This is a genomic window from Ensifer sp. 1H6, assembly GCF_001976035.1.
Lineage (GTDB): Bacteria > Pseudomonadota > Alphaproteobacteria > Rhizobiales > Rhizobiaceae > Ensifer > Ensifer canadensis.
Genome location: NZ_MOAI01000008.1, coordinates 158,414 through 181,068, shown reverse-complemented (window position 1 = coordinate 181,068; position 22,655 = coordinate 158,414). Strand labels below are relative to the sequence as shown.

Here is a 22,655-nt window from a genome sequence, read left to right as displayed (position 1 = left end):
CGGCCGTTTCAGTTGGGCTCGCCGAGAACCGAGAGCGGCGAGATCACCGCATTCGGCCAGGAGCCGCCGACGAAGAACCGCAATCGCTGGGCGGCATTGGTAGCGTCGGTAAAGGTTCCGGCAAGAGCCAGGCTGCCGCTGCGATAGGGTATGACGCCGTTGACCGACAGGCTGCCCGTCGGCCCGATAAAGGTAGCGCGGTTCAACCGGGCCGATCCGTCGCTGAAGCGCGCCTCGATGTCGGCCCGCTGAAAATCGAACGTGCCGCTGCCTGCCTGCGACAGCGAGAAGAACTCACCCCTGCGGACCAGGTCCGAGAAGGCGTCGGAGTCGAATTCGGATAGTCTGCCGTTGGCAAGCGACAAGGTCAGGCGCCCGGATGCGTCGGCTGCGCGTGGCGTCCAGAACGGGTGATCGGTCGCCAGGTCCAGGTTGACGTTGCCGCGTCCCGTCGGCACCGGGCCGGTGAAGCCGAAGTCGGCGACGGCGGCCGCAAGATCCGCATCCTTGAGAGCCAGCTCTAGCTTGCCGCCACGGGTCAAGCCCGCTTCCGACAGCACGAGGCGGCCGCTGAGCCTGCCATTGGCATAGGTGCTGTCGCCGATATCAAGCGACGCCCGCCCGTGATCGACCATGACGCCGGCCGCCACGTCGGTCAGCCGCAACGGGCCGATCGCTGCCTCCTGCGTCGAAAGGCGCACGTCGACGCGCCAGGTGCGGGCGAAAGCCTCGGTCATATGTCTGGCGAGTTCTTCTGGATCGACCGGAAGCTGCGCAAAAAGTGGTTGCAGTCCGTTGAGGTCGATCCTGTCGAACGCGAGCGTGCCCTCGACGCGCGGTGTGTCGTTGGCAGGAGCGACAACGTCGAGCACCCCGGTTGCCGTCGCGCCGCCGATCGCCAGGCGCAAGTCATCCAGCTTCAGCGTCGCGTCTCCGGTCGTGACGTTGGCACTGAGATCGAAGCTGCTCTCGGGCAGCCCCTCATGCGAGGCCCCCTCAAACCACGCGGCAAGCGCCGGCAGCGAGGCGGTGGAAACCTGGAGCCGCCCCGAGGCGAATGGTTTCATCGACAGATTGCCGACGCCCTCGAAGGAGAAATTGAGGGGGGCCGAGGTCAGCGATGTCTTCAGCGTCGTGTTGCGGCCGGCCAGCAGCGTCAGCGGCTCGTCGCAGGCCAGCGCCCAGCTCACGGCCTGCCCGCCGATCATGCTCGACAGTTGCGCATTCAGGCGCCCGGCAAAGGAGGGCCACTTCACGGTGCCGGATATGCCGGGAAACTCCCGCGCATAATTGGTCGCCCGGTCGAATACCTGCAGGCGGCCATTCTCGATCGTGATGTCGCCGAAGGGGGTGTCGTCGTTGTCCGCTTTCGCCTCGCGCGGCGCAAGCCAGCGCGGCCGCTCCCAGTTGAGCGTGCCGTCGATGCCACGCTCCAGCGTTACCACAGGCTCGATGAGGCGGATGTCTTCGAGTGCCGGTTCGCCGCGAAGCGCAGAAACCAGGCTGAAGGCTGCGGTGATGCTGCCGATCCGGGCGAGTGTGCGGGGGGTACCGTCGGTCGTCTCGATCGTGGCGCCGTACAATGTCAGCGTCGGGTTCGGCCAGAAACGGATGTTCGGCTCGCCGGTTATCCTGCTCTTGCCACCCGACCAGGCGTCGAGCATGCGCTCCATCGTCGGCCGCACGTCCGTCGTCGAGATCACGAGCGGCAGGGCCGCGTTGTATCCGACGGCCAGCACGATGCCGATCGCCGCCGGCCAGAGGAAATGGCGACGACGAAGCCGCGACCAAAGGCGTGATTCACCCATCATATGCAGGATTTTTCTTGTCATTTCCGCCTGGTTGCCCATCGCTTGGGATCACGCTGCTTGGATAGGCTTTCAGCCCGCATAAATCAAATGCGCCCGACATGGAAATGTCGCCAATGCGACGCCGGAGCGGGTTCTCCTGCTGTTTATTTTGCGTTGCAGCATGGTATAGAGGGCATGGAGTAGGAGTGGAGGAAAGCATGCAGTCTGAGCAACCTTTGTGGGTTCCCGGTCCAGAGATCCGCGAGCACAGCCCGATGGCGCAATTTATCGCCTGGTGCAGCGAGCGCTTCGGCAAAGACTTTGCCGATTACGACGCGTTTCACGCGTGGTCGGTTGCCGAACGCGGCGATTTCTGGACGGCGGTCTGGGAGCATTGCGAAGTCATCGGCGATCGTGGCGCGACGGCTCTGGTCAATGGTAACAGCATGCTCGACGCTCGGTTCTTTCCCGAGGCGTCGCTGAATTTCGCCGAGAACCTGCTGCGGCGCGCCGGCGGCGACGATGCGCTCATTTTCCGCGGCGAGGATAAGGTCAGCTACCGGCTTTCCTGGGATGATCTGCGCACGCTGGTCTCGCGGCTGCAGCAGGCGCTGAAAGCGCGCAGCATCGGCAAGGGTGACCGCGTCGCCGCGATGATGCCCAATATGCCCGAAACGATCGCTCTCATGCTGGCGACCGCGTCGATCGGTGCGATCTGGTCGTCCTGTTCTCCCGATTTTGGCGAGCAGGGCGTTCTCGATCGCTTTGGCCAGATCACCCCGAAACTGTTCATCGCCTGCGACGGCTATTGGTACAACGGCAAACGACAGGACGTCGACGCCAAGGTTCGTGCGGTCTCCATGGCTCTCGACGTTCCAGCCCTCATCGTTCCCTATGCGGGCGAGGCGAGGGCGCTGGCGGCCTCAATTGCCGATGGCGTGACGCTCGAGGACTTCATCGCTCCGTTTAAAGCCGAGGCGCTCGCCTTCGAGCGTTTGCCGTTCAGCCACCCGCTCTATGTGCTCTTCTCCTCCGGCACCACGGGCGTCCCGAAGTGCATCGTTCATTCGGCCGGCGGCACGCTGCTGCAGCATTTGAAGGAACATCGCTTCCACTGCGGGCTCGGCGACGGGGAGAAGCTCTTCTATTTCACCACCTGCGGCTGGATGATGTGGAACTGGCTCGCCTCCGGCCTGGCGGTCGGCGCGACGCTGTGCCTGTTCGACGGCTCGCCGTTCTATCCTGATGGAAACGTCCTGTTCGATTATGCGGCGGACGAAACGTTTGCCGTCTTCGGTACGTCGGCAAAATACATCGACGCGGTCCGCAAGGGCGGATTTGAGCCGGCCAAGACCCACGACCTTTCAAGCCTGCGGCTCTTGACCTCGACTGGCTCGCCGCTGTCGCCCGAAGGCTTCTCCTTCGTCTATGAAGGCATCAAACAGGACGTCCAGCTTGCGTCGATCTCCGGCGGCACCGACATCGTTTCGTGCTTCGTGCTCGGCAATCCGCTGAAGCCGGTCTGGCGTGGCGAGATCCAGGGTCCTGGCCTCGGACTGGCGATCGATGTCTGGGACGACGAGGGGCGCTCCGTGCGCGGCGAAAAGGGTGAACTCGTCTGCACCAAGGCATTCCCGTCGATGCCGGTGATGTTCTGGAACGATCCCGAAGGCGTCAAATACCGCGCCGCCTATTTCGAACGTTTCGACAACGTCTGGTGCCATGGCGACTTTGCCGAATGGACGTCGCATGGCGGCATCGTCATCCATGGTCGCTCCGACGCGACACTCAATCCCGGCGGTGTGCGCATCGGCACGGCGGAGATCTACAATCAGGTCGAGCAGATGGAAGAGGTGGCCGAAGCGCTCTGCATCGGACAGGACTGGGAAGACGACGTGCGCGTCGTGCTGTTCGTGCGCATGGCATCCGGCGCCTCGCTCGATGAGCAATTGGAGAAGGCGATCAGGAACCGTATCCGCACCGGCGCATCGCCCCGCCATGTGCCGGCGAAGATCATCGCCGTTGCCGATATTCCGCGCACGAAGTCGGGCAAGATCGTCGAATTGGCGGTCCGCGACGTTGTGCATGGACGCCCGGTCAAGAACAAGGAGGCGCTCGCCAACCCGGAAGCGCTCGATCTTTTCGCCGGGCTCGATGCCCTCAAAAATTGAGGGGCCGTTAACTTGTTCGCGCTTTCGGAATTAACCAAGGCTTCAGACTTGCTGATAAATCCCTAAAATTGTCGGATCGGCTGGTAAGGTCTTGTTAACGATTGGGGGCGCATGGTCATGTCAACTTGAGGCCGGCCGATGAGTGGTCGGCGCCTGGCAGCGATGCCGCCGCAGACATGATGTCATTACTTCTCGAGCATTTGTTGGTTTAGCATTGAATTATCGAGGTGGCCTCCCAGCCACCTCTTTTTTTGCCTTCGGGACAGAGCGTTTTGGGCGGAGGTGCGGAAACGCTCTATCTCTTTGTTTTCCCGTATTTCCAGACGGAAAACCGCTTCGCACTTTTCCTGGAAATGCTGTTAAGCGCGTTGCGATTTCCAGGATTCCCTTGTTGCGCTTTAAGCTCTTTTCTTAACGCATGTCCTTATCGCAAAACCGCTGCGCACTTTTGCGCGACCTGCGTTAGGGCCGACGCTCCATCGATCTCGAAACCAGGATCACGGGGATCATGCCGGCAACGACGATGATCATCGCAGCCACCGATGCATCCTCGACCTTGGCACGCGATGCGTCCTCGTAAACAAGCGTCGCAAGCGTGTTGAAGTTGAACGGGCGCAGCATGATCGTCGCCGACAGTTCCTTCATGGTCTCGATGAAGACGAGAAGTGCTGCGGTCAACACGGCGGGGCGCATCATCGGCAGAAGCACGGTTCGCAGCGTCTGCCCTCCGGTGCGGCCAAGCGCACGTGCAGCCATGTCGAGGTGCGGCGACAGCTTCTGGAAACCCGCCTCCAGCGTGCCTTCGGCCATGGTGAGGAACCGGACGGTGCAGGCGTAGATGATGGCAAAGCCCGTTCCCGTCATCAGTAGCCCGGTGGATATGCCGAAGGTGCTGCGAAAGCCGGCGTCGACCAGATTGTCTAGCGCTGCCAGCGGGAAGAGCACGCCGATCGCCAGAACCGTGCCGGGCACGCCATAGCCGAAGGAGGCGAGGCGGCCGGCGGTATCGGTGAAACGCGAGCGTCCGGTACGCGCGGCATAGGCAAGCACGAAACCGAGCAGCACCGTGACCAGCGCGGTTGCACCGGAAACCAGGATGCTGTGGAAGAGTGCGTTCAGCAACCGCGGTTCGATGAATTGATCGAGGCGCTTCAGCGCGTAATTGCCGAGGATCAGGAACGGGACCGCGAAGCCGGAGAGCACCGGAAGCAGGCACGCAATCGTCGCGGCCCACTTCTTCCAGCCGGAAAGCGGAAGCCTGGTCGCATCATGGACTGCCGACGTCGTCTTCTGGCTGGAGAAGCGCTGCCTTCGCCGGGCAGCCCGCTCGATCATCATCAGCCCGATGACGAAGACGAGCATGATGCAGGCGATCTGCGCCGCGCCGGCAAGGCTGCCGCGGTTGAGCCAGGTGTCGAAGATCGAGAAGGTCAGTGTCTGCACGCCGAGGAATTCGACGGCACCGATGTCGTTCAGCGTCTCCATCGCCACCAGCGTCAGACCGATCATGATCGCCGGTCGCGCCATCGGGATCTGGATGCGGAAGAACACCTTGAGCGGCCCGGCGCCGAGCGTGCGGGCAACATCGGCCGCCGCGCGCCCTTGCATCAGAAACATCGAGCGACAGGCGAGATAGATATAGGGATAGAGCACGGAACTCAGCACCAGGACGGCGCCGCCGAGCGAGCGGATATCGGGAAACCAGTAGTCGCGGCTGGTCTTGAAGCCGAAGATAGCGCGGATCAGCCCCTGCACCGGCCCGGTGAAGGTGAACAGCTCACCGAAGGCGTAGGCGGCGAGATAGGCGGGAATGGCAAGCGGCAACACCAGCGCGGCGGACAGAAACCGGCGCAAGGGAAACTCGCAACTCGCCACCAGCCACGCGGTCACGATGCCGACGACGGCCGTCGTCATCCCGGTGAACGCGATCAGCAGCAACGTGCGGATGGTGGCGCGCGGGATGACGTTTTGCATGAGATGCGGCCAGTCGGAACCGCCGCCGGAAATCGCCAGCCATGCAATGGCGAGGATCGGCATCAGCACGATCAGCGATGCGCCCCCGGCCCATACGGCGAGCAGCGGATGCGAAAGACCGGTTTTCGCGCCGGTTGGGCGCCGCTTGAGGATTTGTGACGTGGACTGCAATCGATCTGATCCGGAGCGAAACGGCCACAGCGCCGCGCGTCTGACATGACGCTCTAAGGATGCTGTAACGCTTTAAACTCGCTGCATAATCTTCCCCTTGGATCGCCTCCGATTTCAAGAAGAGGATTATGCAGCAGGAATTGCCGTGAGGATGCCAACAAACTGGTTTCCCCAAGTCAACATTTCCTTACAGCATCTGTCGTCAGTTCGCCAAGACGCGTTGTGACGGGAAGGAGATTTCCACCAGCGTGCCCTCGTTCGGTGCCGAGGTGATGGCGAACTGCGCACGGTTGGCTTCGGCCATGGCTTTGGTCAGCGGCAGCCCGAGGCCGGTGCCGTCGCCACGCTTGCGGCCACCGGTCGTCACCTGCCGGAAGGGCTTCATCGCCTGGTCGAGTTCGCTGCGCGTCATGCCGACGCCGGTGTCGCGGATACGCAGGATCACGCTGCCGTTCGGCTCATAGGAGGTCGACACCACGATCTGTCCGCCCGATGGCGTGAAGCGGATGGCGTTCGCCAGGATGTTGAGTGCGATCTGCTTGATCGAGCGGCTGTCGGCAACCACGTTCGGCACAGCTGTCGAAAGCGACGTGCGGATGATGACGCGCTGGCTGTTTGCCTGCGGCTGCACCAGCGACACCGCTTCGGAAACCGCATCGTTGATTTCGACCGAGCCGAAGTCGAGATCCATCTCGCCCGCCTCGATCTTCGAGATATCGAGCAAGTCGTTGACGATATCGAGCACATGGCGGCCGGAGCGGCCGATGTCGCCGGCGTATTCGATATAGCGCGGATGGCCAACCGGGCCGAAATGCTCGCTCGCCATCATGTCGGAAAAGCCGATGATCGCATTGAGAGGCGTGCGGATTTCGTGGCTGACGCGCGCCAGGAACTCCGTCTTGTGGGCATTTGCCGTCTCGGCCGCGCGCTTGGCGTTGCGCAACTCCTCTTCGGTCCGCTTCCACTGGGTGATGTCGCGGATGACGGCGCAATAGCCGTTGGAGGCGGACAGGCGGCCGATGGTCATGAACAGCGGCAGGAAGCCGCCTGCGGCCTCGCGGCCGATCACTTCGCGGCCGTCGTTGAGTACGCTGGCAACCCCATGGCCGGACAGGCCTTGCAGATAATCGATGACCGCCTTCTGGCTCTCATGGGCAAAGAGCGCTGCAAACGGCTTGCCGCGGATTTCGCTCTCATCGTAGTTGAAGAGCGCGCTCGCTGAGCGGTTGATCGAGCGGATATCGCCGTCGTGTCCGAGAATGACGACACCATCGGTCGCCGTCTCGAGGATCGAGCGCAGCTCGTCGATTTCGGTCTTGAGCTTGCCGACCTGTTCGTCGGCGACGGGAGCCGGAGCGGTTTCGACCGGGCTCGCTTCGCTCTCTTGGGGCTGCGCGACTTCCGTCGATGCCAGGGCCAGCATCAGCGCGCTCTTTCCGTCCCAGCGGATCGAGTGCAAGTGGGCCGTTACCGGAAGCAACTGCCCGGTCTTGCGGATCAGCGTCATCGTGCCGTCCGGCTCCGTGTCGCCGACCTCCTCGTCATTGGCAAAGAGCGCGTCGATGCCGCCTTCCTCTTTGAAATCATCGAGCGTGTCGTAGCCCGTCAGTCGCAGGAATTCCGGATTGGCGTGCAGCAGGTCGTCGCCGAGATGCACGAGCAGGCCGACAGGCAGGCTATCGAGGATCTCGCCGCTGAAACCGACGGTCGCGATCGTCGCCGGGTCCATGCTCGCCTCGGCCAGGTCGTCGGATCGAGGTTCGGCTGCGGCCACCTCGCTCGAAGCTTCTGGCGTCTCGAACTCAGACTCGCTGGTCGCGGTCGGCGCGGCCTCAAGAGCTGCTTCGTCCAGGGTTTCAGATACCGGTTGTTCCGCTTCGCCTTGGATGGCGTCGTCTGAAGCCTCGTCCGACCGGGTCTCGTGCGCCTCTGGGCGTCCCACAAAATTTTCGCCGAGCTGCCGCGCGATTTCGCGAAAAGCCGCCTGCTCGCCGCGGGTGAGCGCGCTTGAACCGGCCGGGCGGTGTAGCTCGAGTTCGATGATCTTGTCGGAAGCCCGGCGTCCGGGCGTCTCGACGATGCGAAGTGCTGGGCGCTCACCAAGGAAGGGATCGGCCGGCACCGCGGGCTGGTCGGTCGTTACTGCCTCGGTCGGCTGCGGCTCGTCGGAAAAAAGTGCAGGTTCGTCGGCTTCATTCGCGCCGGCGGTCGCGATCTCGTGGGTCGCCTCTTCAACGGCTGCCACGCCATTCGGCGAAGTTGGCGCCGTCAGATCGTTGGCCTCTATCGCATCCTCGTCACGATCGAGCGAAAGGCCGTTGGCGTTGTGATCTTCGACGGCATCTGCAACGCGCACGATGCCGAAGCCGCGGAAACCGTCGAACTCCCGCGAGCGCGAGTAGGTGGGCAGGGCGGCGAGGTCGACCGGGACCTTAAGGCTCGTGCCTTCGACCGGCCAGAAAATCGTCTTGCCGGACCAGGTGTCGCGGCGGTGCAGGAGCTCGTTGATCTTGTTGTCGGGGTCGAGACCATAGCGCGCCGCAAGCGAGGCGAAGCTGACACCGATCACGTCGGCGGCCTTCGGCCCGACCGCCGAGGCAAACTCCTCCGAGATTTCGCTGAACTGTCCTTCCGCGTCGATTTTCCAGACGAACCGCACCGCCCGCCCGCCGATCGCAAAGGCGAAGTCGGACTGAGCGCCGACAGGGGCGTCTTTGTGTTCGCGCGGTTCAACCGATGTAGCATCGGGGACAGGCGCTGCCTCGGCGACAATTGCCGTCTCGGCGGACGGCAACTGCTCCGCGCCTTCTGGTGCGGCGTCCGTCTGTTCCTGGGCCGCATCTGATGTTTCGGCGGTCGCTGTTTCCAGCGGCGTTTCGGTATCGGTGTCGACGGCGAGGTCGGGTTCCTCTGCTTCGACTGCGGCGACGACGTCGTCGGCTTCCGCAAGCGGCTGCTCGATTTCACGTTCGGCGACGATCCGCTGATCCGCCGAAGCCAGCTCGTCGGGAGCCGATTGCTCGACGACCGTTTCCACCGCGCCAGTAGCCATCGCCGCTTCCGTTTCGACGACAGCGGGTGCGACGTCGGTCACAACATCGGCCTCGACGACCTCCGCGACGGCTGTCGGCGGCAAGACAGCCTCGGCCGGTGCTTCATCCGGGTCGAGGTTGCCGAGGATGGTTTCCACCGCAAAGAGAAGATGAAGCGCCGGTTCGTCGGCGATCTTACCGATGGCGGCGGGCAGGTGTCCCTTTGCCGTGGCGACCGGGCGCTTGATCAGCCAGTCATGGTCGCGGGCAACGGCGGCGACGAGTTGGCGGCGCGTCTCGTCGGACATGCCGAGATTGGCAAAGCCAGGCGACTGGGCGACGATCGTACCGTCGGCATCCAGCACGGCCATGTGCGTGTCCGGGCCGTCGAGCCCGGCGATCATGCGCGCCGCGCGATCTTCCGTCGAAAGCGGCTTGCCGGAATGGGGTGCGGTGAACAGCACGCCCAATTCGTCCAGCCGGACGCGGATCAGTTCCACCGTCGTATTGAGCGGCACGCTTCGAAAGCCCGCGGCAATGCGCATCAAGAGCTGGCGACGATCGCCGACCGAAACCAGCTGCGTCGCGGCGGCCTTCAACTGCCGCGCCGACAGGTCGTTCGCATTGGGGCCCGTGTCGATGAAGTCGTAGATCGAGTCTGCGCCGAAGAAGGCGGCACCCTGATCGTTGGCCCACAGAACGCGGTTAAGGTCCCTCGAAAACAGGATCGCCGCATCGCCGCGCGCAAAATGTTCGCGCACCCGCTCATGCACGGCAATGTCGATGAAGGGGTACTGTCTTGCGGGCATGGACGGGCCTATTGACGGGTCGCTGGTACGTTAACACTCTATTAATACCCGCCACGCGGCTGAGGGTCCAGCAATCGGCGTCTTTCGCTCACCCCTTTCATCGCGAAGGGTTAACGCAGGCGAATTTGTGCACTGCACAATTTTATTGCAATGCACAATAGGATCGGTTATATAGTGTGCATCAATCAACGGCGCCTCAAAAGAGGGCCCTGACACCAAGGAGCGCATTCATGGCTACCAAGAAGATCGACGACGCATTTTCCTTCTCCTCTTTCGACCCGGCAAAGGTTGCCGACAGCTTCCGCGACTTCGCGGAAAAGGGCGCTGCCCAGTCGAAGGACGCTTATTCCAAGATGAAGACCGCTGCCGAGGAAGCAAGCAAGACCGTCGAAGCGACGCTTGAAAGCGCCCAGACCGGTAGCGTTGAACTCGGCCTCAAGGCCATCGACGCCCTGCGCACCAATGCCGAAAACTCGCTTTCGCACATGGAAGCGCTGCTCGGTGTGAAGTCGCTGTCCGAATTCGTCGAGCTGCAGACCTCTTTCTTCCGCAAGCAGGCTGAACTTGCCGTCGAACAGACCAAGTCGATGCAGGAAGCAACCAAGAAGGTTGCTGAGAATGTTACCAAGCCTGGCAAGGAAGCCGCTGAAAAGGCGATGTCTTCTTTCAAGAAGGTCTGATCCGCGCCGGCCCCTGGCCGCGCTGGGCATGAATGGGACCGGGTGGCTTGCCATCCGGTCTTTTTGCAGGATAATCTCAAGTTTAGGCTTGCAAAGCGGCGGAAGTCTCCGTATGTGAGCCGCCAAGCGACTGATGTCGCTCGTTTGTGCGGTTGTAGCTCAGTTGGTTAGAGCGCAGGTTTGTGGCACCTGAGGTCGGAGGTTCGAGACCCCCCAACCGTACCATTCTCTTTATATCTATCTGATATTAAGCGCTTTTCGCGCACCTGCTTCCGTCTCTATCGACGTTCTCCGGATATTTGGACGACAAATGCACCACAATCGACGGTGCGGGTTGGTGTTCCAACGCTTAAATCCGCTTAAGGCAGGAACGGAATTCCAAACGTCGCTGTGTCCATCTCCGCCATCGACCCGAACCGGTCGTTCCTGAGGCCCGGATCGCACCCTGAAGCTGACATTTTTTGGAACCGCCACACAAGTGGAGGTTGGCGCGCCCTGCCACGATGTTGGATATCGACCAATCGGCTTCAAGCCGAATGGACATGGGAGCAAGACGCCAGTAAAATTTCGCCAATGGGCGCCAGGAAGGCGCCCCAGGAAGGCGCCATTGTCCATGGCCAACGAACCCATCACACGGCGGCTCGCTGCCATTTTGGCGGCTGACGTAGTCGGCTACAGCCGGCTCATGGAGCGTGACGAGAAAAGCACCTACACGCAGCTCATGGCGCGATGGAAAGAGGTGTTGGAGCCACTCGTCGCCACACATCAGGGCCGCGTCTTCAAGAGGACCGGCGACGGCGTGCTCGTCGAGTTCTCCAGCGCCGTCAACGCCGTCGAATGCGCCGCGGCACTTCAGCGGGCCATGGCAGCCGCCAACAAGGACGTGCCGGCAGACCTGGCGATCGTGCTTCGCGTCGGCGTCAACCTGGGCGACATCATGGTCGCCGACAGCGATCTCTACGGCGATGGGGTCAATGTGGCGGCGCGTATCGAGGCGCTTGCCAGGCCTGGCAGCGTAGCCATTGCGGATGGTGTTCATGAATATGTGCATGGTCGCATCGACCTCGACTTCGTCGACAGCGGTCATCACGAGGTCAAGAACATCGAACGCCCGGTGCATATCTGGACGTGGTCGCCGGACGACCGCACAAACGATCCCGTCAAGATTGCCACCGAAGCCCCGCCGCAGCTTCCAAAGAAGCCATCGATAGCCGTTCTGCCGTTCGACAACATGTCCGGCGACCCGGAGCAGGGGTATTTCGCCGACGGCATCACCGAGGACATCATCACGGATCTCTCAAAGGTTTCCGGCCTCTTCGTGATCGCCCGCAACTCCTCTTTCGCCTACAAGGGCAAGGCGCCAGATATCCGCAAGGTGAGCCGGGAACTTGGCGTCCGCTATGTCCTGGAAGGCAGCGTACGCCGGGCCGCTGATCGAATCCGCATCAATGCCCAGATGATCGACGGCACGACCGGCGGTCATCTATGGGCCGAGCGCTACGATCGGGGAATTGAAGATATCTTTGCGGTTCAGGACGAAGTGACCCGCACCATCGTCACCGCGCTCAAGGTGAAGCTAACAACCGGCGAGGAAGAGCGACGCGGGAGCCTCGGCAAGGTCGATCCAGAAGCCTATGATCTGCTCGTCCGTTCCCGCCAGGCGATTCTGCAGTTCAACGCCGTATCGTCCGCGGAGGCGCGCAGCATGCTCGAGCGTGCCATCGCCATCGATCCGGGGCTTGCGGCTGCCTACGCTTCTCTCGCGATCATCGCCTTGACCGATTTCATCAATCGGTGGAACGGCGGGACGGCCGACGATCTTGAACGCGCTTTGGAGCTGGCACAAAGGGCCGTCGATATCGACGATAACGAGCCGCATGGCCATCACGCTCTCTCGCTCGCGCACTGTTGGATGCGGCACTTCGACGAAGCGGAGCATGCCGCTCAAAGGGCGATCGAACTCGATCCCAATTCCGCGAGCTGCCATACTGCACTTGGCACGATACGGGATTTCCAAGGTCGGTACGAAGACGCGCTGCCATTCTACACACGGGCCCATCGGCTCGATCCGCAATTCGACCTGTCGCTGCATTTCCTGGGTCGGACGTTGTTGAACCTCGGCCGTTTCGGCGAGGCCGAGATCGCCTTCAAGCGCCGCCTGGCGCTTGCGCCGCGATCGGACATGACGCGCTTTTATCTCGCCTGCCTCTATGGTCGCACCGGGCGCCACGAGGAGGCGCGCCGCTACTGGCGCGAAGTGTTCGAGGTTAACCCGAACTTTTCCATCAACCACCTCAAGCGGGCCTTGCCTTACCGGGATCCCACTGTGCTCGATCGACTGGCGGACGGACTCCGCGAGGCCGGAGTGTCTATCTAACCAGGGAAGGCGCGTGTCAGGAGGTCCATTCGACCTCGCCGCCGTGCCGTCCCGTGGCACGGATGACGATTCGCTGTTTACTGCTTGCTCGTGGGCCAATGTGAGGCCATTCTCAGGTCGATCCTGGCTGTACGCTACTGCATGTTTCCTTAAATCCTATTCGATTTAAGGAAAAAACATGCAGCAATTCAAAGTGCGACAGCGACCTTTGCGCGTCTAATAAGACGCGCGGCGCTGTATGGCGAGAGGTCAGGCCCTGCGGCGCTTGATTTCGACCTCGGCAACATGGCGGAGGCCGAGAGCTCTCTGCGTTGGAGCAGGACGTTTGCGCCCAGTACGGGCTCTTTGAAGTACGTCTTGTGCTGCCTCTTCTTCATTGGTCCTTCGGGCGAGGAGGTTGACCATGTCTGCACATTATCTGGATCATCCGTTACAACCGGGCGACCAGGCTCCGAACTTTGTGCTGGATGCGATCTCACGCGAGGGGAAGATCGCACTTGATGATTTTCGCGGCCGTCGCCCGTTGTTGGTCGGTTTGTTTCGAGGCCTGCTGTGTCCGTTCTGCCGACGCCATGTCGCGGCGATGGCACAGTTCAACACGGCTCTGCGCGAAAAAGGCGTCGAATCTCTGGCGGTGGTCAACACCCCGGTCGAGCGCGCGCGACTCTATTTCCGCTATCATCCGATACCCGGTCTTCTTGCTGCATCGGACCCGGAGCGAGCTTCACACCGCGCCTTCGGCTTACCCCTCCTCGAGTTTACGGAGAATGAGACCGACTGGCCACGCAAGGTTGGAATGGACGTGGTCATGACGATGCGGGTCGATCGGCCGGGTGAATTGCCTGAACCGATGGATCCGGCGACCGCGGGCGACCTTCTCAGCGAGAAGGATGGGTACGAAATCACAGAAGCCGATCAGCAGGTGAGGGTACCCGGCCATATGCAACTCATTGGCCAGTTCCTGCTCGATCGAGAAGGTGTGGTGCGTTGGAGCTTCACGGAAGTTGATGGCCAGGGCCAAAATATGTGCCGGGCGCTGAATCCCGAAGAATTGATGTCGGCAGTTTCACAAGTCGCACATTGACAGCGAAAAACGCGCCAGACCGCCGCGTTGGATTCTGTGGGTAGAGACATTCGCCGGCGCGCAATCGTCCGGGATCGCTCCACTGCATGTTTCCTAAAATCGTTTTCGATGTAAGGATAAAAACATGCAGCCATTCAAAGTGCTACAGCGACCTTTGCGCGTCTAACAAGACGCGCGGCGCTGTAGCTCTGGAGCGCGGTCAGGCAAACATCTGGTGCTCCGCGGTCACCAGCTCCTGCAGGAAGGCCGCCACGGTGCGCACGCGCACCAGGTCGCGGGCGCTTTCGTGGTAGGTGGTCCAGTAGGCACGCCGGATTGTGGTTTCAGGCAGGATGCGCTCGAGTTCCGGCGTGTGCCGGGCGATGTAGTTGTGCAGGATGCCGATGCCGGCGCTGGAGCGCACCGCCTCCGTCTGCCCGGTGGCGCTCGAGATTTCGAAGGCGGCATCCCAGCTGCGCATGATCTCGGCCGAAAAATTCAGCGACGGCGTGAAGATCAGGTCCTCGACATAGCCGATGCGGCGATGGTGCTTGAGGTCGTCGATCGTTTGCGGCGTGCCGTGCTGCGCAAGATAGGTCGAGGAGGCGTAGAGACCGAGCGTGTAGTCGGTAAGCTTCGATGAGACCAGGCGTCCCTGTTCCGGCCTTTCGATGGTGATGGCGATATCGGCTTCACGCTGCGACAGCGAGAAGGAGCGGGGCACCGGCACGAGCTGCAGCTTCAGTTCCGGATAGCGCGCCGTCAGCCGCCCGAGGCGCGGCGCGAGGAAGGAGACACCAAATCCATCCGGCGCGCCGATGCGTACCGTCCCGGCGATCGCCGTGTCGATGCGGCCGATCTGCGACTGTGCTGCCAGCATCTCCGTTTCCATGCGTTCGGCCGCCGCCAGGAAGATCTCGCCTTCGGCCGTCAGTTCGCAGCCGTTCGGCCTGCGCACCAGGAGACGGGTCTTCAGCGTTTCCTCAAGCGAGGTCACCCGCCGGCTGAGCGTGGCATGGTTGAGGCCGAGCCGCTTGGAGGCGGCAAGGATCTGCCCGGTGCGCGCGACCGCCAGAAACATTCTCACGTCGTCCCAATTCATGTTTCTGATCCCTATGGACTTCAATTTGCGCACAACGGTTGCTGAATATCGGAAATTGCTTTGTTCAAATCGTAGTGCGATCATGCCGCCACAATCAAGATCAGGAGGAGACATCCATGTACGAACTCGGTCATTTCATCGATGGCAAGCGCGTCGCCGGCACCAGCGGGCGCACGAGCAACATCTTCAACCCGGCAACGGGCGAAGTGCAGGGCACCGTGGCGCTGGCAAGCGACGCGGAACTCGGCGCTGCCGTCGCCAGCGCCAAGGCCGCGCAGCCGAAGTGGGCAGCCACCAACCCGCAGCGCCGCGCCCGCGTGTTCATGAAGTTCGTCGAACTTCTCAACACCCACATGAACGAGCTGGCCGAGATCCTCTCGCGCGAGCACGGCAAGACGATTGAAGACGCCAAGGGCGATCTCGTGCGCGGCCTGGAAGTCTGCGAATTCGTCATCGGCATTCCGCATCTGCAGAAGAGCGAGTTCACCGAAGGTGCCGGCCCCGGCATCGACATGTACTCGATCCGCCAGGCCGTCGGCATCGGCGCCGGCATCACGCCGTTCAACTTCCCCGCCATGATCCCGATGTGGATGTTCGCCCCGGCGATCGCCTGCGGCAACGCCTTCATCCTGAAGCCGTCCGAGCGTGATCCGTCCGTGCCGGTCCGCCTGGCCGAACTGATGATCGAGGCAGGTCTGCCGGCCGGCATCCTCAACGTCGTCAATGGCGACAAGGGCGCGGTCGACGCGATCCTCACCAACCCCGACATTTCGGCCGTATCCTTCGTCGGCTCGACCCCGATCGCCCGCTACGTCTACGGCACGGCTGCCATGAACGGCAAGCGCGCCCAGTGCTTCGGCGGCGCCAAGAACCACATGATCATCATGCCGGACGCCGATTTGGACCAGGCCGCCAACGCGCTGATGGGCGCCGGCTACGGCTCGGCCGGCGAGCGCTGCATGGCTATCTCGGTTGCCGTTCCCGTTGGCGAGGACACTGCCAACCGCCTGATCGCCAAGCTGACGCCGATGGTCGAAAGCCTGCGCATCGGCCCCTATACCGACGAGAAGGCCGACATGGGCCCTGTTGTCACCAAGGAAGCGGAGAAGCGCATCAGAAGCCTGATCGACAGCGGCCTCGAGCAGGGTGCGAAACTCGTGGTCGACGGCCGCGACTTCAAGCTCCAGGGCTATGAGGACGGCTACTTCGTCGGCGGTTGCCTGTTCGACCACGTCACCCCGGATATGGATATCTACAAGACCGAAATCTTCGGACCGGTCCTTTCGGTTGTTCGCGCCAAGAACTACGAGGAAGCCCTCGACCTGCCGATGAAGCACGAATACGGCAATGGCGTCGCGATCTATACCCGCGATGGCGATGCTGCCCGTGACTTCGCCTCGCGCATCAACATCGGCATGGTCGGCGTCAACGTTCCGATCCCGGTTCCGCTCGCCTACCACTCCTTCGGCGGCTGGAAGTCCTCGTCCTTCGGCGACCTCAACCAGCACGGCACGGACTCGATCAAGTTCTGGACCAAGACCAAGACGATCACTGAGCGTTGGCCGTCAGGCATCAAGGACGGTGCCGAGTTCGTCATGCCGACGATGAAGTAATGACGGGATAAAGATCCTCCCGCCTCCAGGGCCTCCTTCGGGAGGCCCTTTTTTGTTGCGTGCCCGAGGCCTCCTTCGAGAGGCCTTTTTTTGCATGCCGGGGCCCCTTCGAAAGACCCTTTTCTGTTGCATGTCATGTTGCACTGCAACTAATTTGATATGCCCGAGGCGGCGGAAAATTGATTCGCGCCTTGGTCGAATATTGCAGGCATTTCGACCGTTCATTTGCATGGAAGGCTCATCCGGGGGATAGCCACAGTTCGCTGGGTTCACAATTGACGTCAATCTGTCGCAACGCGGCGCCTGTGTGATGGCGGGCTGCCGCAAGCTGATTTCATTGAGAGAGGTTTTATCATGGTCGTGGCCGAAACGGCGTCGATGCAAGGGACGTTGACGCAGAGGGTACCGGACAATTTCCACCGTCTGTCGTTTACCGGTAGCGGAAAAGAGTATTTTGGCATCTGGATCGTCAACGTGCTGCTGACGATCATCACGCTCGGCATCTATTCCGCCTGGGCGAAGGTCCGCCGCAACCGCTATTTCTACGGTAACACGGTGCTTCTCGGGCGCGCCTTCGAATATCACGCAAAGGGTAAGCAGATCCTGATCGGTCGGGTGATCGTTTTCGCTTACCTGATCTTCTACAACGTCATGCTGAACGTCGTGCCGATCGCCGGCATCATTCTTGCCCTGTTGCTGGTGGCCTTCGTGCCATGGCTGGTCGTCAGGGGCCTGCGCTTCAGTGCCCGCGTGACCAGCTATCGCAATGTGCGGTTCGATTTCGTCGGCGGCGTCGGCGGTGCGTTTCTCGCCTTCATCGTCGGTCCGGTTATTTCGGTCCTCACACTTGGCATCCTGGTGCCGCTCGCCAGCCGCTGGTCCTATCGCTACATCGGCAGCAACCTGCGTTATGGGCAACGGGCATTCGCGACCGATCCTTCCGTCGGTGCGATCTACAAGTCGTGGTTCCTGTCGGCGGCCATCATCGTCGCTGGCCTGCTGATCATTGCCTTTATTGGTTTCCTCAATCTGGCCGTGATCATGTCGTTGTTCGACGGCTCCATTGAGGCAACGCTGGGAATGCACGTTTCGATGATTGCCTTGTTCGTCATCGCCTACATTGCATTCCTCTCGATCTTCGGGGTCGCGGCGCTGTTCTACCGTGCCGGCGTGCGCAACGTCGCCTGGTCGGCAACGACCTTCGACGGCAAGCATCAGTTGACGAGCGACCTGTCGCGGGGCCGTTACGCCTGGATCGCGATTACCAACATGATCGTCACCATCTTCACGCTGGGCCTTATGCGTCCCTGGGCAGCCGTGCGCATGGCGCGTTATGTCAATGAACACACGGGCGTCCATTTCGAAGGCAATGTCGGCGAGATGTTCGACCGGATCGCCCAGGAAGGTTCGGCCGTCGGTTCGGAGTTCATGGACTTCGAAGGGTTCGACTTTGGCTTCTAACGGCACGGAGATTGCTGTTGGCGAGTGGCATCCGGCCGGTTCCAGCCGGTCGGTGCCCTCGCGGCTGATCGAAGATGGCGGTGGCCTCAAGGCTTTGGATGAGGCCGGCGCCGAACTTGCAGGTGGAGCACTTGCTGCCGTCGATATTTCTGCGCGCGTCGGCGCCATTCCGCGTCGCATCGAGTTTCCCGATGGTTCTCTGTTCGAGACGACCGACAACGACGCCGTCGATCGTTTCCTGAAACGCAAGGGAAAAACCAATCTCGTCCACGAATGGGAGCGTTTTCACCCGCGCCTGATCGCGGTCGTCCTGGCGACCGTGCTCAGCGGCGTGGCCATCTATCGTTATGCCGTACCGGCGCTGGTCGAAATCGCCGTGCTGGTGACGCCGCCGATCGTGCCGAAGATCATGTCGGCAAGCACCATGGAGACGATGGATCGCACGCTGCTCGACACGTCGGCGCTTGCAATTGAGCGCCAGGACAAGATCCGTGAGGGGTTCAACGCGATCGCACGGCTGTCCGATCGCGGCGAGGGTGGCTACACCCTCAACTTCCGCATGGGCGGGACCATCGGCCCGAATGCTTTCGCGCTGCCCGACGGCACGCTGATCGTTACCGATGAGCTGATCGAGCTTGCCGGCGACGATACCGAAATGATCGTCGGCGTGCTGGCGCACGAGATCGGTCATGTCGAACTCGAGCATAGCCTGCGCCAGATCTACCGCGCCGCGGGCGTCGCTGGGCTGGTCATGATGATCGGTGGCGACATCGGCTCCGGTGCTGAGGACATTCTGGTGCAGGGTGCCGGTCTCCTTACGCTCTCCTTTTCGCGTAGCGCGGAAGCGGCAGCAGATCGGCATTCGGTGGAACTGATGCTGAAAGCCAGGCGGGATCCGACGGCAATCGCACGGTTCTTCGACCTGCTCGAAAAGGAGCTTGGCGACAGTTCCGACACCAGCATCCTTGCGACCCATCCCGGCACACCGGAACGGCGCAAGGCGATCCTCGATTATGCCGGCGAACTGAGGGCGCAGGCTCAGTAGCCCTCTGGTCCGTCGAGCGGCTTCCCCACACAAGGCGCGACGCTGTCATCAAAACGAAAACAGCGGGCACACGGCCCGCTGTTTCCAATTCACGCGATGGCTACAGCGCCGCGCGTCTTAATTTGACGCGCAAAGGTCGCTGTAGCACTTTGAATTGCTGCATGTTTTGATCCTTAAATCGAATGGGATTTAAGGAAACATGCAGTAGGATCAGTCCTGCGGGCCGTCGTTGTAGCCGACCTTGTCGACCAGTTCCGATGCCTTCTTGCGGTTGGCTGCAATGTCGGCCAACGGCAGTTCGTCGGGCTTGATCGTGCCGAACGACTTGACCACGTCGGAGGGCTCGGCACCCGGCAGCACCGGATATTCGTATACCTGCTCGGCGTAGATCTTCTGCGCTTCGCCTTCCGACAGGAATTCCATCAGCTTCAACGCATTGTCCTTGTTCGGGGCGTTCTTGGCGAGTGCCATGCCCGAAATGTTCACATGCGTGCCGCGGTCCTTGGCGTTCGGGAAGAGCACCTTGATAGCCGCCGCCCATTCCTTCTGTTCCGGCTCCTTCTCGTTGGTCAGCATCAGACCGACATAGTAGGTGTTGCCAAGCGCCAGATCGCATTCGCCGGCAAGGATCGCCTTTGCCTGGTCGCGGTCGCCGCCATCGGGCTTCTTCGCCAGATTGTTCTTCAGGCCAGTCAGCCACTTCTCGGTCTCGGCTTCGCCGTTGTGGGCGATCATCGAGGCGAACAGGCCGATATTGTAGGAGTGCTGGCCATCACGGGTGCAGATCTTGCCCTTCCACTTGGGATCGGCGAGTTCCTCATAGGTGATGTCGTTTTCGGCGACGCGGTCCTTGGAGGCGTAGACAACGCGTCCGCGGGTCGTCAGGCCGAACCAGTTGCCATCGGGGTCGCGGAAGTGCGCCGGGATGTCCTTGTTGATCGTCTCGTTGGCGACCGGCTGCGTCACGCCCGCATCCTTGGCTTCAGTGAGGCGGCTGATGTCGACGGTGAGGATCACGTCCGCAGGCGAGTTGGCGCCTTCGGCCTGGATGCGCTCGACGAGGCCCTTGTCGAGGAAGAGCACGTTCGTCGTGATGCCGGTTTCCTTGGTAAAGGCATCAAGCAATGGCTTGATCAGATCGGGCTGACGATAGGAATAGATGTTGACCTCGCCATCGGCCCAGGCAGCAGTGGACGCGAACAGGCTGGCGGTGAGGGACAATACGCCCATTGCAGCTCTTGAAACGGACATGGTTTCCTCCATTTTTTTGGTTTGAGCTAAGTTAACAAAATCGCTCATCTTTTTGATCGGCAGCCACCAAACAGTCAACTGGGAAACCGTTAACGATCAAGCAGATGTGACTTTTTTGGTATTTTGGAATTGTTCCAAACTACGATCCGTCCTATATGAAGGTTTGATAAACCTCTCGATTTCGGAGTGAATGATGCGACTGACGAAACAAACGAACTACGCGGTTCGCATGTTGATGTACTGCGCTGCAAACGGCGAGAAGCTCAGCCGCATTCCTGAAATCGCCAGGGCCTATGGCGTCTCAGAGCTGTTTCTGTTCAAGATTCTCCAGCCGCTGACCCGCGCTGGCCTGGTCGAGACTGTTCGTGGCCGCAACGGCGGCGTACGGCTGCCGAGGCCCGCTTCCGCAATCACCCTGTTCGACGTGGTCAAGGTCACGGAAGACAGCTTCGCGATGGCCGAGTGCTTCGAAGCCGGTGAAATCGATTGCCCGCTGGTTGACAGCTGCGGCCTCAATACCGCTCTGCGCAAGGCTTTGAACGCTTTCTTCGAGGTGCTTCAGGGCTACACCATCGACGATCTGGTCAAGGCGCGTCCCCAGATCAACTTCCTGCTCGGCCTGGAAGAGACCAAGCGTCCGCAGGCCCCGCAGACGACTGCGGCCTGATCCGACGTTTGCGGCGCCGCGTATCAGTCATGACCTCGGCGCCGTAGCTCTACCGCTCATGATTTAGCCGCTCAAAGCGCCGCCGGCCGCCCCTTCAGTTCGGTGCCAGATATTCCCTCAGGATGAACTCTATTGCCGTCGGATCGATCTCGGACTTGTCGATCCGGAAATCCGCGCCGTACTCTTCCAGACTCTGGAAATAGGGCTCGACGAGCGACCCCGAGATCACGCCGATCGGGCCGATGAAGCCCTGGTACCGGAGTGCCGGCACGGTTTCGCGAAAGTCGCGCTGCGGCTGAAGGCGATTGTCCATCAACACCATCGACACCGGTTTGCCCGAACGAAGGAATTCGAGGGCGCTTTCGATCGTCTGGCAATAATGCAGTTCGATCTCGATGGTGCTGACCTTCTTGATCAGCCCGCGCAGAATGAGGTTCTCCGCAGGGTCGTCGTCAACGAGCAGGATATGGGCTTTTTGTGTCATGATCGTCCAAGTACCTGAGTGACCGGGAGCCATTCTGCTGCGCGCGCCTGTCATCGGCAAGCGGGTGGGGTGGCGAGTTTGCATCGTTTCTGCGGCGCCTGCTGTCAGCGGGGCCGCCTTGCGACGCCGCCAGGTTCAGATCGCCCCGTCGATCGGCTTCACTGAATGATCTGTTCGCGTATCGCCTTCGCCACCATTTGGGTCCGATTGACGACATCCAGCTTCTTCAGGATTGTCGCCGTATGCGAATTCACGGTGTGTTCGGACACCGATACGATCAGCGCGATCTCGCTTGCCGTCTTGCCATGGGAGATCCACTTGAGGATCTCCGTCTCGCGCGGCGTCAGGCCCATGCCGGCCTTGTTGGAAAGCGCGATGCGATAGAAATAGTCGAAGGCGCAGACGGCGTCATAGGTCAGCTCGAAATGCTCGGAGCGGCCGATGTCGTTGCCGTCGCCCAGAAACAGGACGGCGTATCGCGCGCCGGTCGCTGCCGCGTGCACCGGCACGCTCAAGAGCAGCTCGAAGCCGAGCTGGACCAGCAGGTTCTGGCCATTGGCGCAGCCGCGATCGCCTGACCTCCAGACGGAGGAAATGATCGATGTGTGCAGGGTTTTGTAGAAAAGCGAATCGCCGAAGCGGTGGCGCTTGTCGTATTCTTCCGCGAGGCCCGACGGAAGATCGTGCAGGACGAGCCGGGTGGACAACATGCAGGCGTCGTTCTCGTTGCCGAGCTGCAGAATGCCGAAATGGTTGAAGCCGAACCGCAATGCCATCGTGTGAAAGATGCGGAAGAAGTCGACGCGGTTGAGCGCTTTCTCCAGATCGTCGCGGAGATCGTAACGCCTGTGATTTTCCAGCAAACGTGCCACGCGTGCGCTACCCTTTTGTCGCGAGGCGGCAGTCTACTCGCAAGGCCGGCTCAATCAACGGCATGAAGCCGGTGACGAAATTGCGGATCGGCA

Annotated in this window: 15 protein-coding genes and 1 tRNA gene; 9 read left to right on the top strand and 7 right to left on the bottom strand. The window is 61.3% G+C overall.

Annotation, left to right across the window (positions count from 1 at the left end; translation table 11 throughout):
- Positions 1 to 8 precede the first annotated feature (8 nt).
- Positions 9 to 1,832, bottom strand: coding sequence for an AsmA family protein (locus BKP54_RS12230; RefSeq protein ID WP_025425985.1), 1,824 nt, complete (start codon positions 1,830 to 1,832; stop codon positions 9 to 11).
- Positions 1,833 to 2,008: 176 nt separating this feature from the next.
- Here BKP54_RS12230 and BKP54_RS12225 point away from each other — a divergent pair, with 176 nt between their 5' ends.
- The gene (locus BKP54_RS12225; RefSeq protein WP_025425986.1) at positions 2,009 to 3,961 is read left to right on the top strand and encodes an acetoacetate--CoA ligase; all 1,953 of its coding nucleotides are present in this window, start codon (positions 2,009 to 2,011) and stop codon (positions 3,959 to 3,961) included.
- 462 nt (positions 3,962 to 4,423) lie between these two features.
- Here BKP54_RS12225 and BKP54_RS12220 read toward each other — a convergent pair whose 3' ends face one another.
- Positions 4,424 to 6,106, bottom strand: a complete 1,683-nt coding sequence (locus BKP54_RS12220) for an iron ABC transporter permease (protein ID WP_057211557.1) — start codon at positions 6,104 to 6,106, stop codon at positions 4,424 to 4,426.
- Positions 6,107 to 6,308: 202 nt separating this feature from the next.
- Positions 6,309 to 9,947, bottom strand: coding sequence for a PAS domain S-box protein (locus tag BKP54_RS12215; protein WP_057211559.1), 3,639 nt, complete (start codon positions 9,945 to 9,947; stop codon positions 6,309 to 6,311).
- 230 nt (positions 9,948 to 10,177) lie between these two features.
- Here BKP54_RS12215 and BKP54_RS12210 point away from each other — a divergent pair, with 230 nt between their 5' ends.
- The 4 genes from BKP54_RS12210 to BKP54_RS12190 all read left to right on the top strand — a co-directional run bounded on the left by BKP54_RS12210 (position 10,178) and on the right by BKP54_RS12190 (position 14,088).
- Positions 10,178 to 10,627: a phasin gene (locus BKP54_RS12210; RefSeq protein ID WP_025425989.1), complete on the top strand. Its 450-nt coding sequence runs from the start codon at positions 10,178 to 10,180 to the stop codon at positions 10,625 to 10,627.
- 148 nt (positions 10,628 to 10,775) lie between these two features.
- Positions 10,776 to 10,852, top strand: a tRNA-His gene (locus tag BKP54_RS12205).
- A gap of 388 nt (positions 10,853 to 11,240) precedes the next feature.
- Complete coding sequence (locus tag BKP54_RS12200; RefSeq protein WP_057221819.1) at positions 11,241 to 13,004, top strand: adenylate/guanylate cyclase domain-containing protein; 1,764 nt, start codon at positions 11,241 to 11,243, stop codon at positions 13,002 to 13,004.
- A gap of 403 nt (positions 13,005 to 13,407) precedes the next feature.
- Positions 13,408 to 14,088, top strand: a complete 681-nt coding sequence (locus tag BKP54_RS12190; RefSeq protein WP_025425992.1) for a peroxiredoxin-like family protein — start codon at positions 13,408 to 13,410, stop codon at positions 14,086 to 14,088.
- A 199-nt stretch (positions 14,089 to 14,287) separates the two neighbouring features.
- Here BKP54_RS12190 and BKP54_RS12185 read toward each other — a convergent pair whose 3' ends face one another.
- Positions 14,288 to 15,169 carry a LysR family transcriptional regulator gene (locus BKP54_RS12185; RefSeq protein WP_025425993.1) on the bottom strand — a complete coding sequence of 294 codons (882 nt, stop codon included), beginning with the start codon at positions 15,167 to 15,169 and terminating at the stop codon, positions 14,288 to 14,290.
- Positions 15,170 to 15,285: 116 nt separating this feature from the next.
- Here BKP54_RS12185 and BKP54_RS12180 point away from each other — a divergent pair, with 116 nt between their 5' ends.
- From BKP54_RS12180 to BKP54_RS12170, 3 genes are all read left to right on the top strand, one after another.
- Complete coding sequence (locus tag BKP54_RS12180; protein WP_025425994.1) at positions 15,286 to 16,782, top strand: CoA-acylating methylmalonate-semialdehyde dehydrogenase; 1,497 nt, start codon at positions 15,286 to 15,288, stop codon at positions 16,780 to 16,782.
- A gap of 378 nt (positions 16,783 to 17,160) precedes the next feature.
- On the top strand, positions 17,161 to 18,243 hold the full coding sequence (locus BKP54_RS12175) for a YjgN family protein (RefSeq protein WP_051509196.1): 1,083 nt from the start codon (positions 17,161 to 17,163) through the stop codon (positions 18,241 to 18,243).
- A complete protein-coding gene (locus tag BKP54_RS12170; RefSeq protein ID WP_025425996.1) occupies positions 18,233 to 19,288 on the top strand; it encodes a M48 family metallopeptidase in 1,056 nt (351 codons plus the stop codon). Before BKP54_RS12175 ends, BKP54_RS12170 begins: the two co-directional genes overlap by 11 nt.
- 210 nt (positions 19,289 to 19,498) lie before the next feature.
- On the opposite strand, the gene BKP54_RS12165 is transcribed toward BKP54_RS12170, so the two are convergent.
- On the bottom strand, positions 19,499 to 20,539 hold the full coding sequence (locus BKP54_RS12165) for a Fe(3+) ABC transporter substrate-binding protein (protein WP_025425997.1): 1,041 nt from the start codon (positions 20,537 to 20,539) through the stop codon (positions 19,499 to 19,501).
- Positions 20,540 to 20,732: 193 nt separating this feature from the next.
- Here BKP54_RS12165 and rirA point away from each other — a divergent pair, with 193 nt between their 5' ends.
- The gene (rirA, locus tag BKP54_RS12160) at positions 20,733 to 21,206 is read left to right on the top strand and encodes an iron-responsive transcriptional regulator RirA (protein ID WP_025425998.1); all 474 of its coding nucleotides are present in this window, start codon (positions 20,733 to 20,735) and stop codon (positions 21,204 to 21,206) included.
- Between the two features lie 94 nt (positions 21,207 to 21,300).
- Here rirA and BKP54_RS12155 read toward each other — a convergent pair whose 3' ends face one another.
- Complete coding sequence (locus tag BKP54_RS12155; RefSeq protein WP_025425999.1) at positions 21,301 to 21,690, bottom strand: response regulator; 390 nt, start codon at positions 21,688 to 21,690, stop codon at positions 21,301 to 21,303.
- A gap of 158 nt (positions 21,691 to 21,848) precedes the next feature.
- Positions 21,849 to 22,562: a helix-turn-helix transcriptional regulator gene (locus BKP54_RS12150; RefSeq protein WP_057221820.1), complete on the bottom strand. Its 714-nt coding sequence runs from the start codon at positions 22,560 to 22,562 to the stop codon at positions 21,849 to 21,851.
- Positions 22,563 to 22,655 lie beyond the last annotated feature (93 nt).

What these genes read in the sequence shown, in the direction of transcription:
- BKP54_RS12165 (WP_025425997.1), bottom strand. Translation starts at nt 20,539, where the DNA reads ATGTCCGTTTCAAGAGCTGCAATGGGCGTATTGTCCCTCACCGCCAGC.
- rirA (WP_025425998.1), top strand. Translation starts at nt 20,733, where the DNA reads ATGCGACTGACGAAACAAACGAACTACGCGGTTCGCATGTTGATGTAC.
- BKP54_RS12155 (WP_025425999.1), bottom strand. Translation starts at nt 21,690, where the DNA reads ATGACACAAAAAGCCCATATCCTGCTCGTTGACGACGACCCTGCGGAG.
- BKP54_RS12185 (WP_025425993.1), bottom strand. Translation starts at nt 15,169, where the DNA reads ATGAATTGGGACGACGTGAGAATGTTTCTGGCGGTCGCGCGCACCGGG.
- BKP54_RS12175 (WP_051509196.1), top strand. Translation starts at nt 17,161, where the DNA reads ATGCAAGGGACGTTGACGCAGAGGGTACCGGACAATTTCCACCGTCTG.
- BKP54_RS12225 (WP_025425986.1), top strand. Translation starts at nt 2,009, where the DNA reads ATGCAGTCTGAGCAACCTTTGTGGGTTCCCGGTCCAGAGATCCGCGAG.
- BKP54_RS12215 (WP_057211559.1), bottom strand. Translation starts at nt 9,947, where the DNA reads ATGCCCGCAAGACAGTACCCCTTCATCGACATTGCCGTGCATGAGCGG.
- BKP54_RS12180 (WP_025425994.1), top strand. Translation starts at nt 15,286, where the DNA reads ATGTACGAACTCGGTCATTTCATCGATGGCAAGCGCGTCGCCGGCACC.
- BKP54_RS12190 (WP_025425992.1), top strand. Translation starts at nt 13,408, where the DNA reads ATGTCTGCACATTATCTGGATCATCCGTTACAACCGGGCGACCAGGCT.
- BKP54_RS12210 (WP_025425989.1), top strand. Translation starts at nt 10,178, where the DNA reads ATGGCTACCAAGAAGATCGACGACGCATTTTCCTTCTCCTCTTTCGAC.
- BKP54_RS12200 (WP_057221819.1), top strand. Translation starts at nt 11,241, where the DNA reads ATGGCCAACGAACCCATCACACGGCGGCTCGCTGCCATTTTGGCGGCT.
- BKP54_RS12230 (WP_025425985.1), bottom strand. Translation starts at nt 1,832, where the DNA reads ATGACAAGAAAAATCCTGCATATGATGGGTGAATCACGCCTTTGGTCG.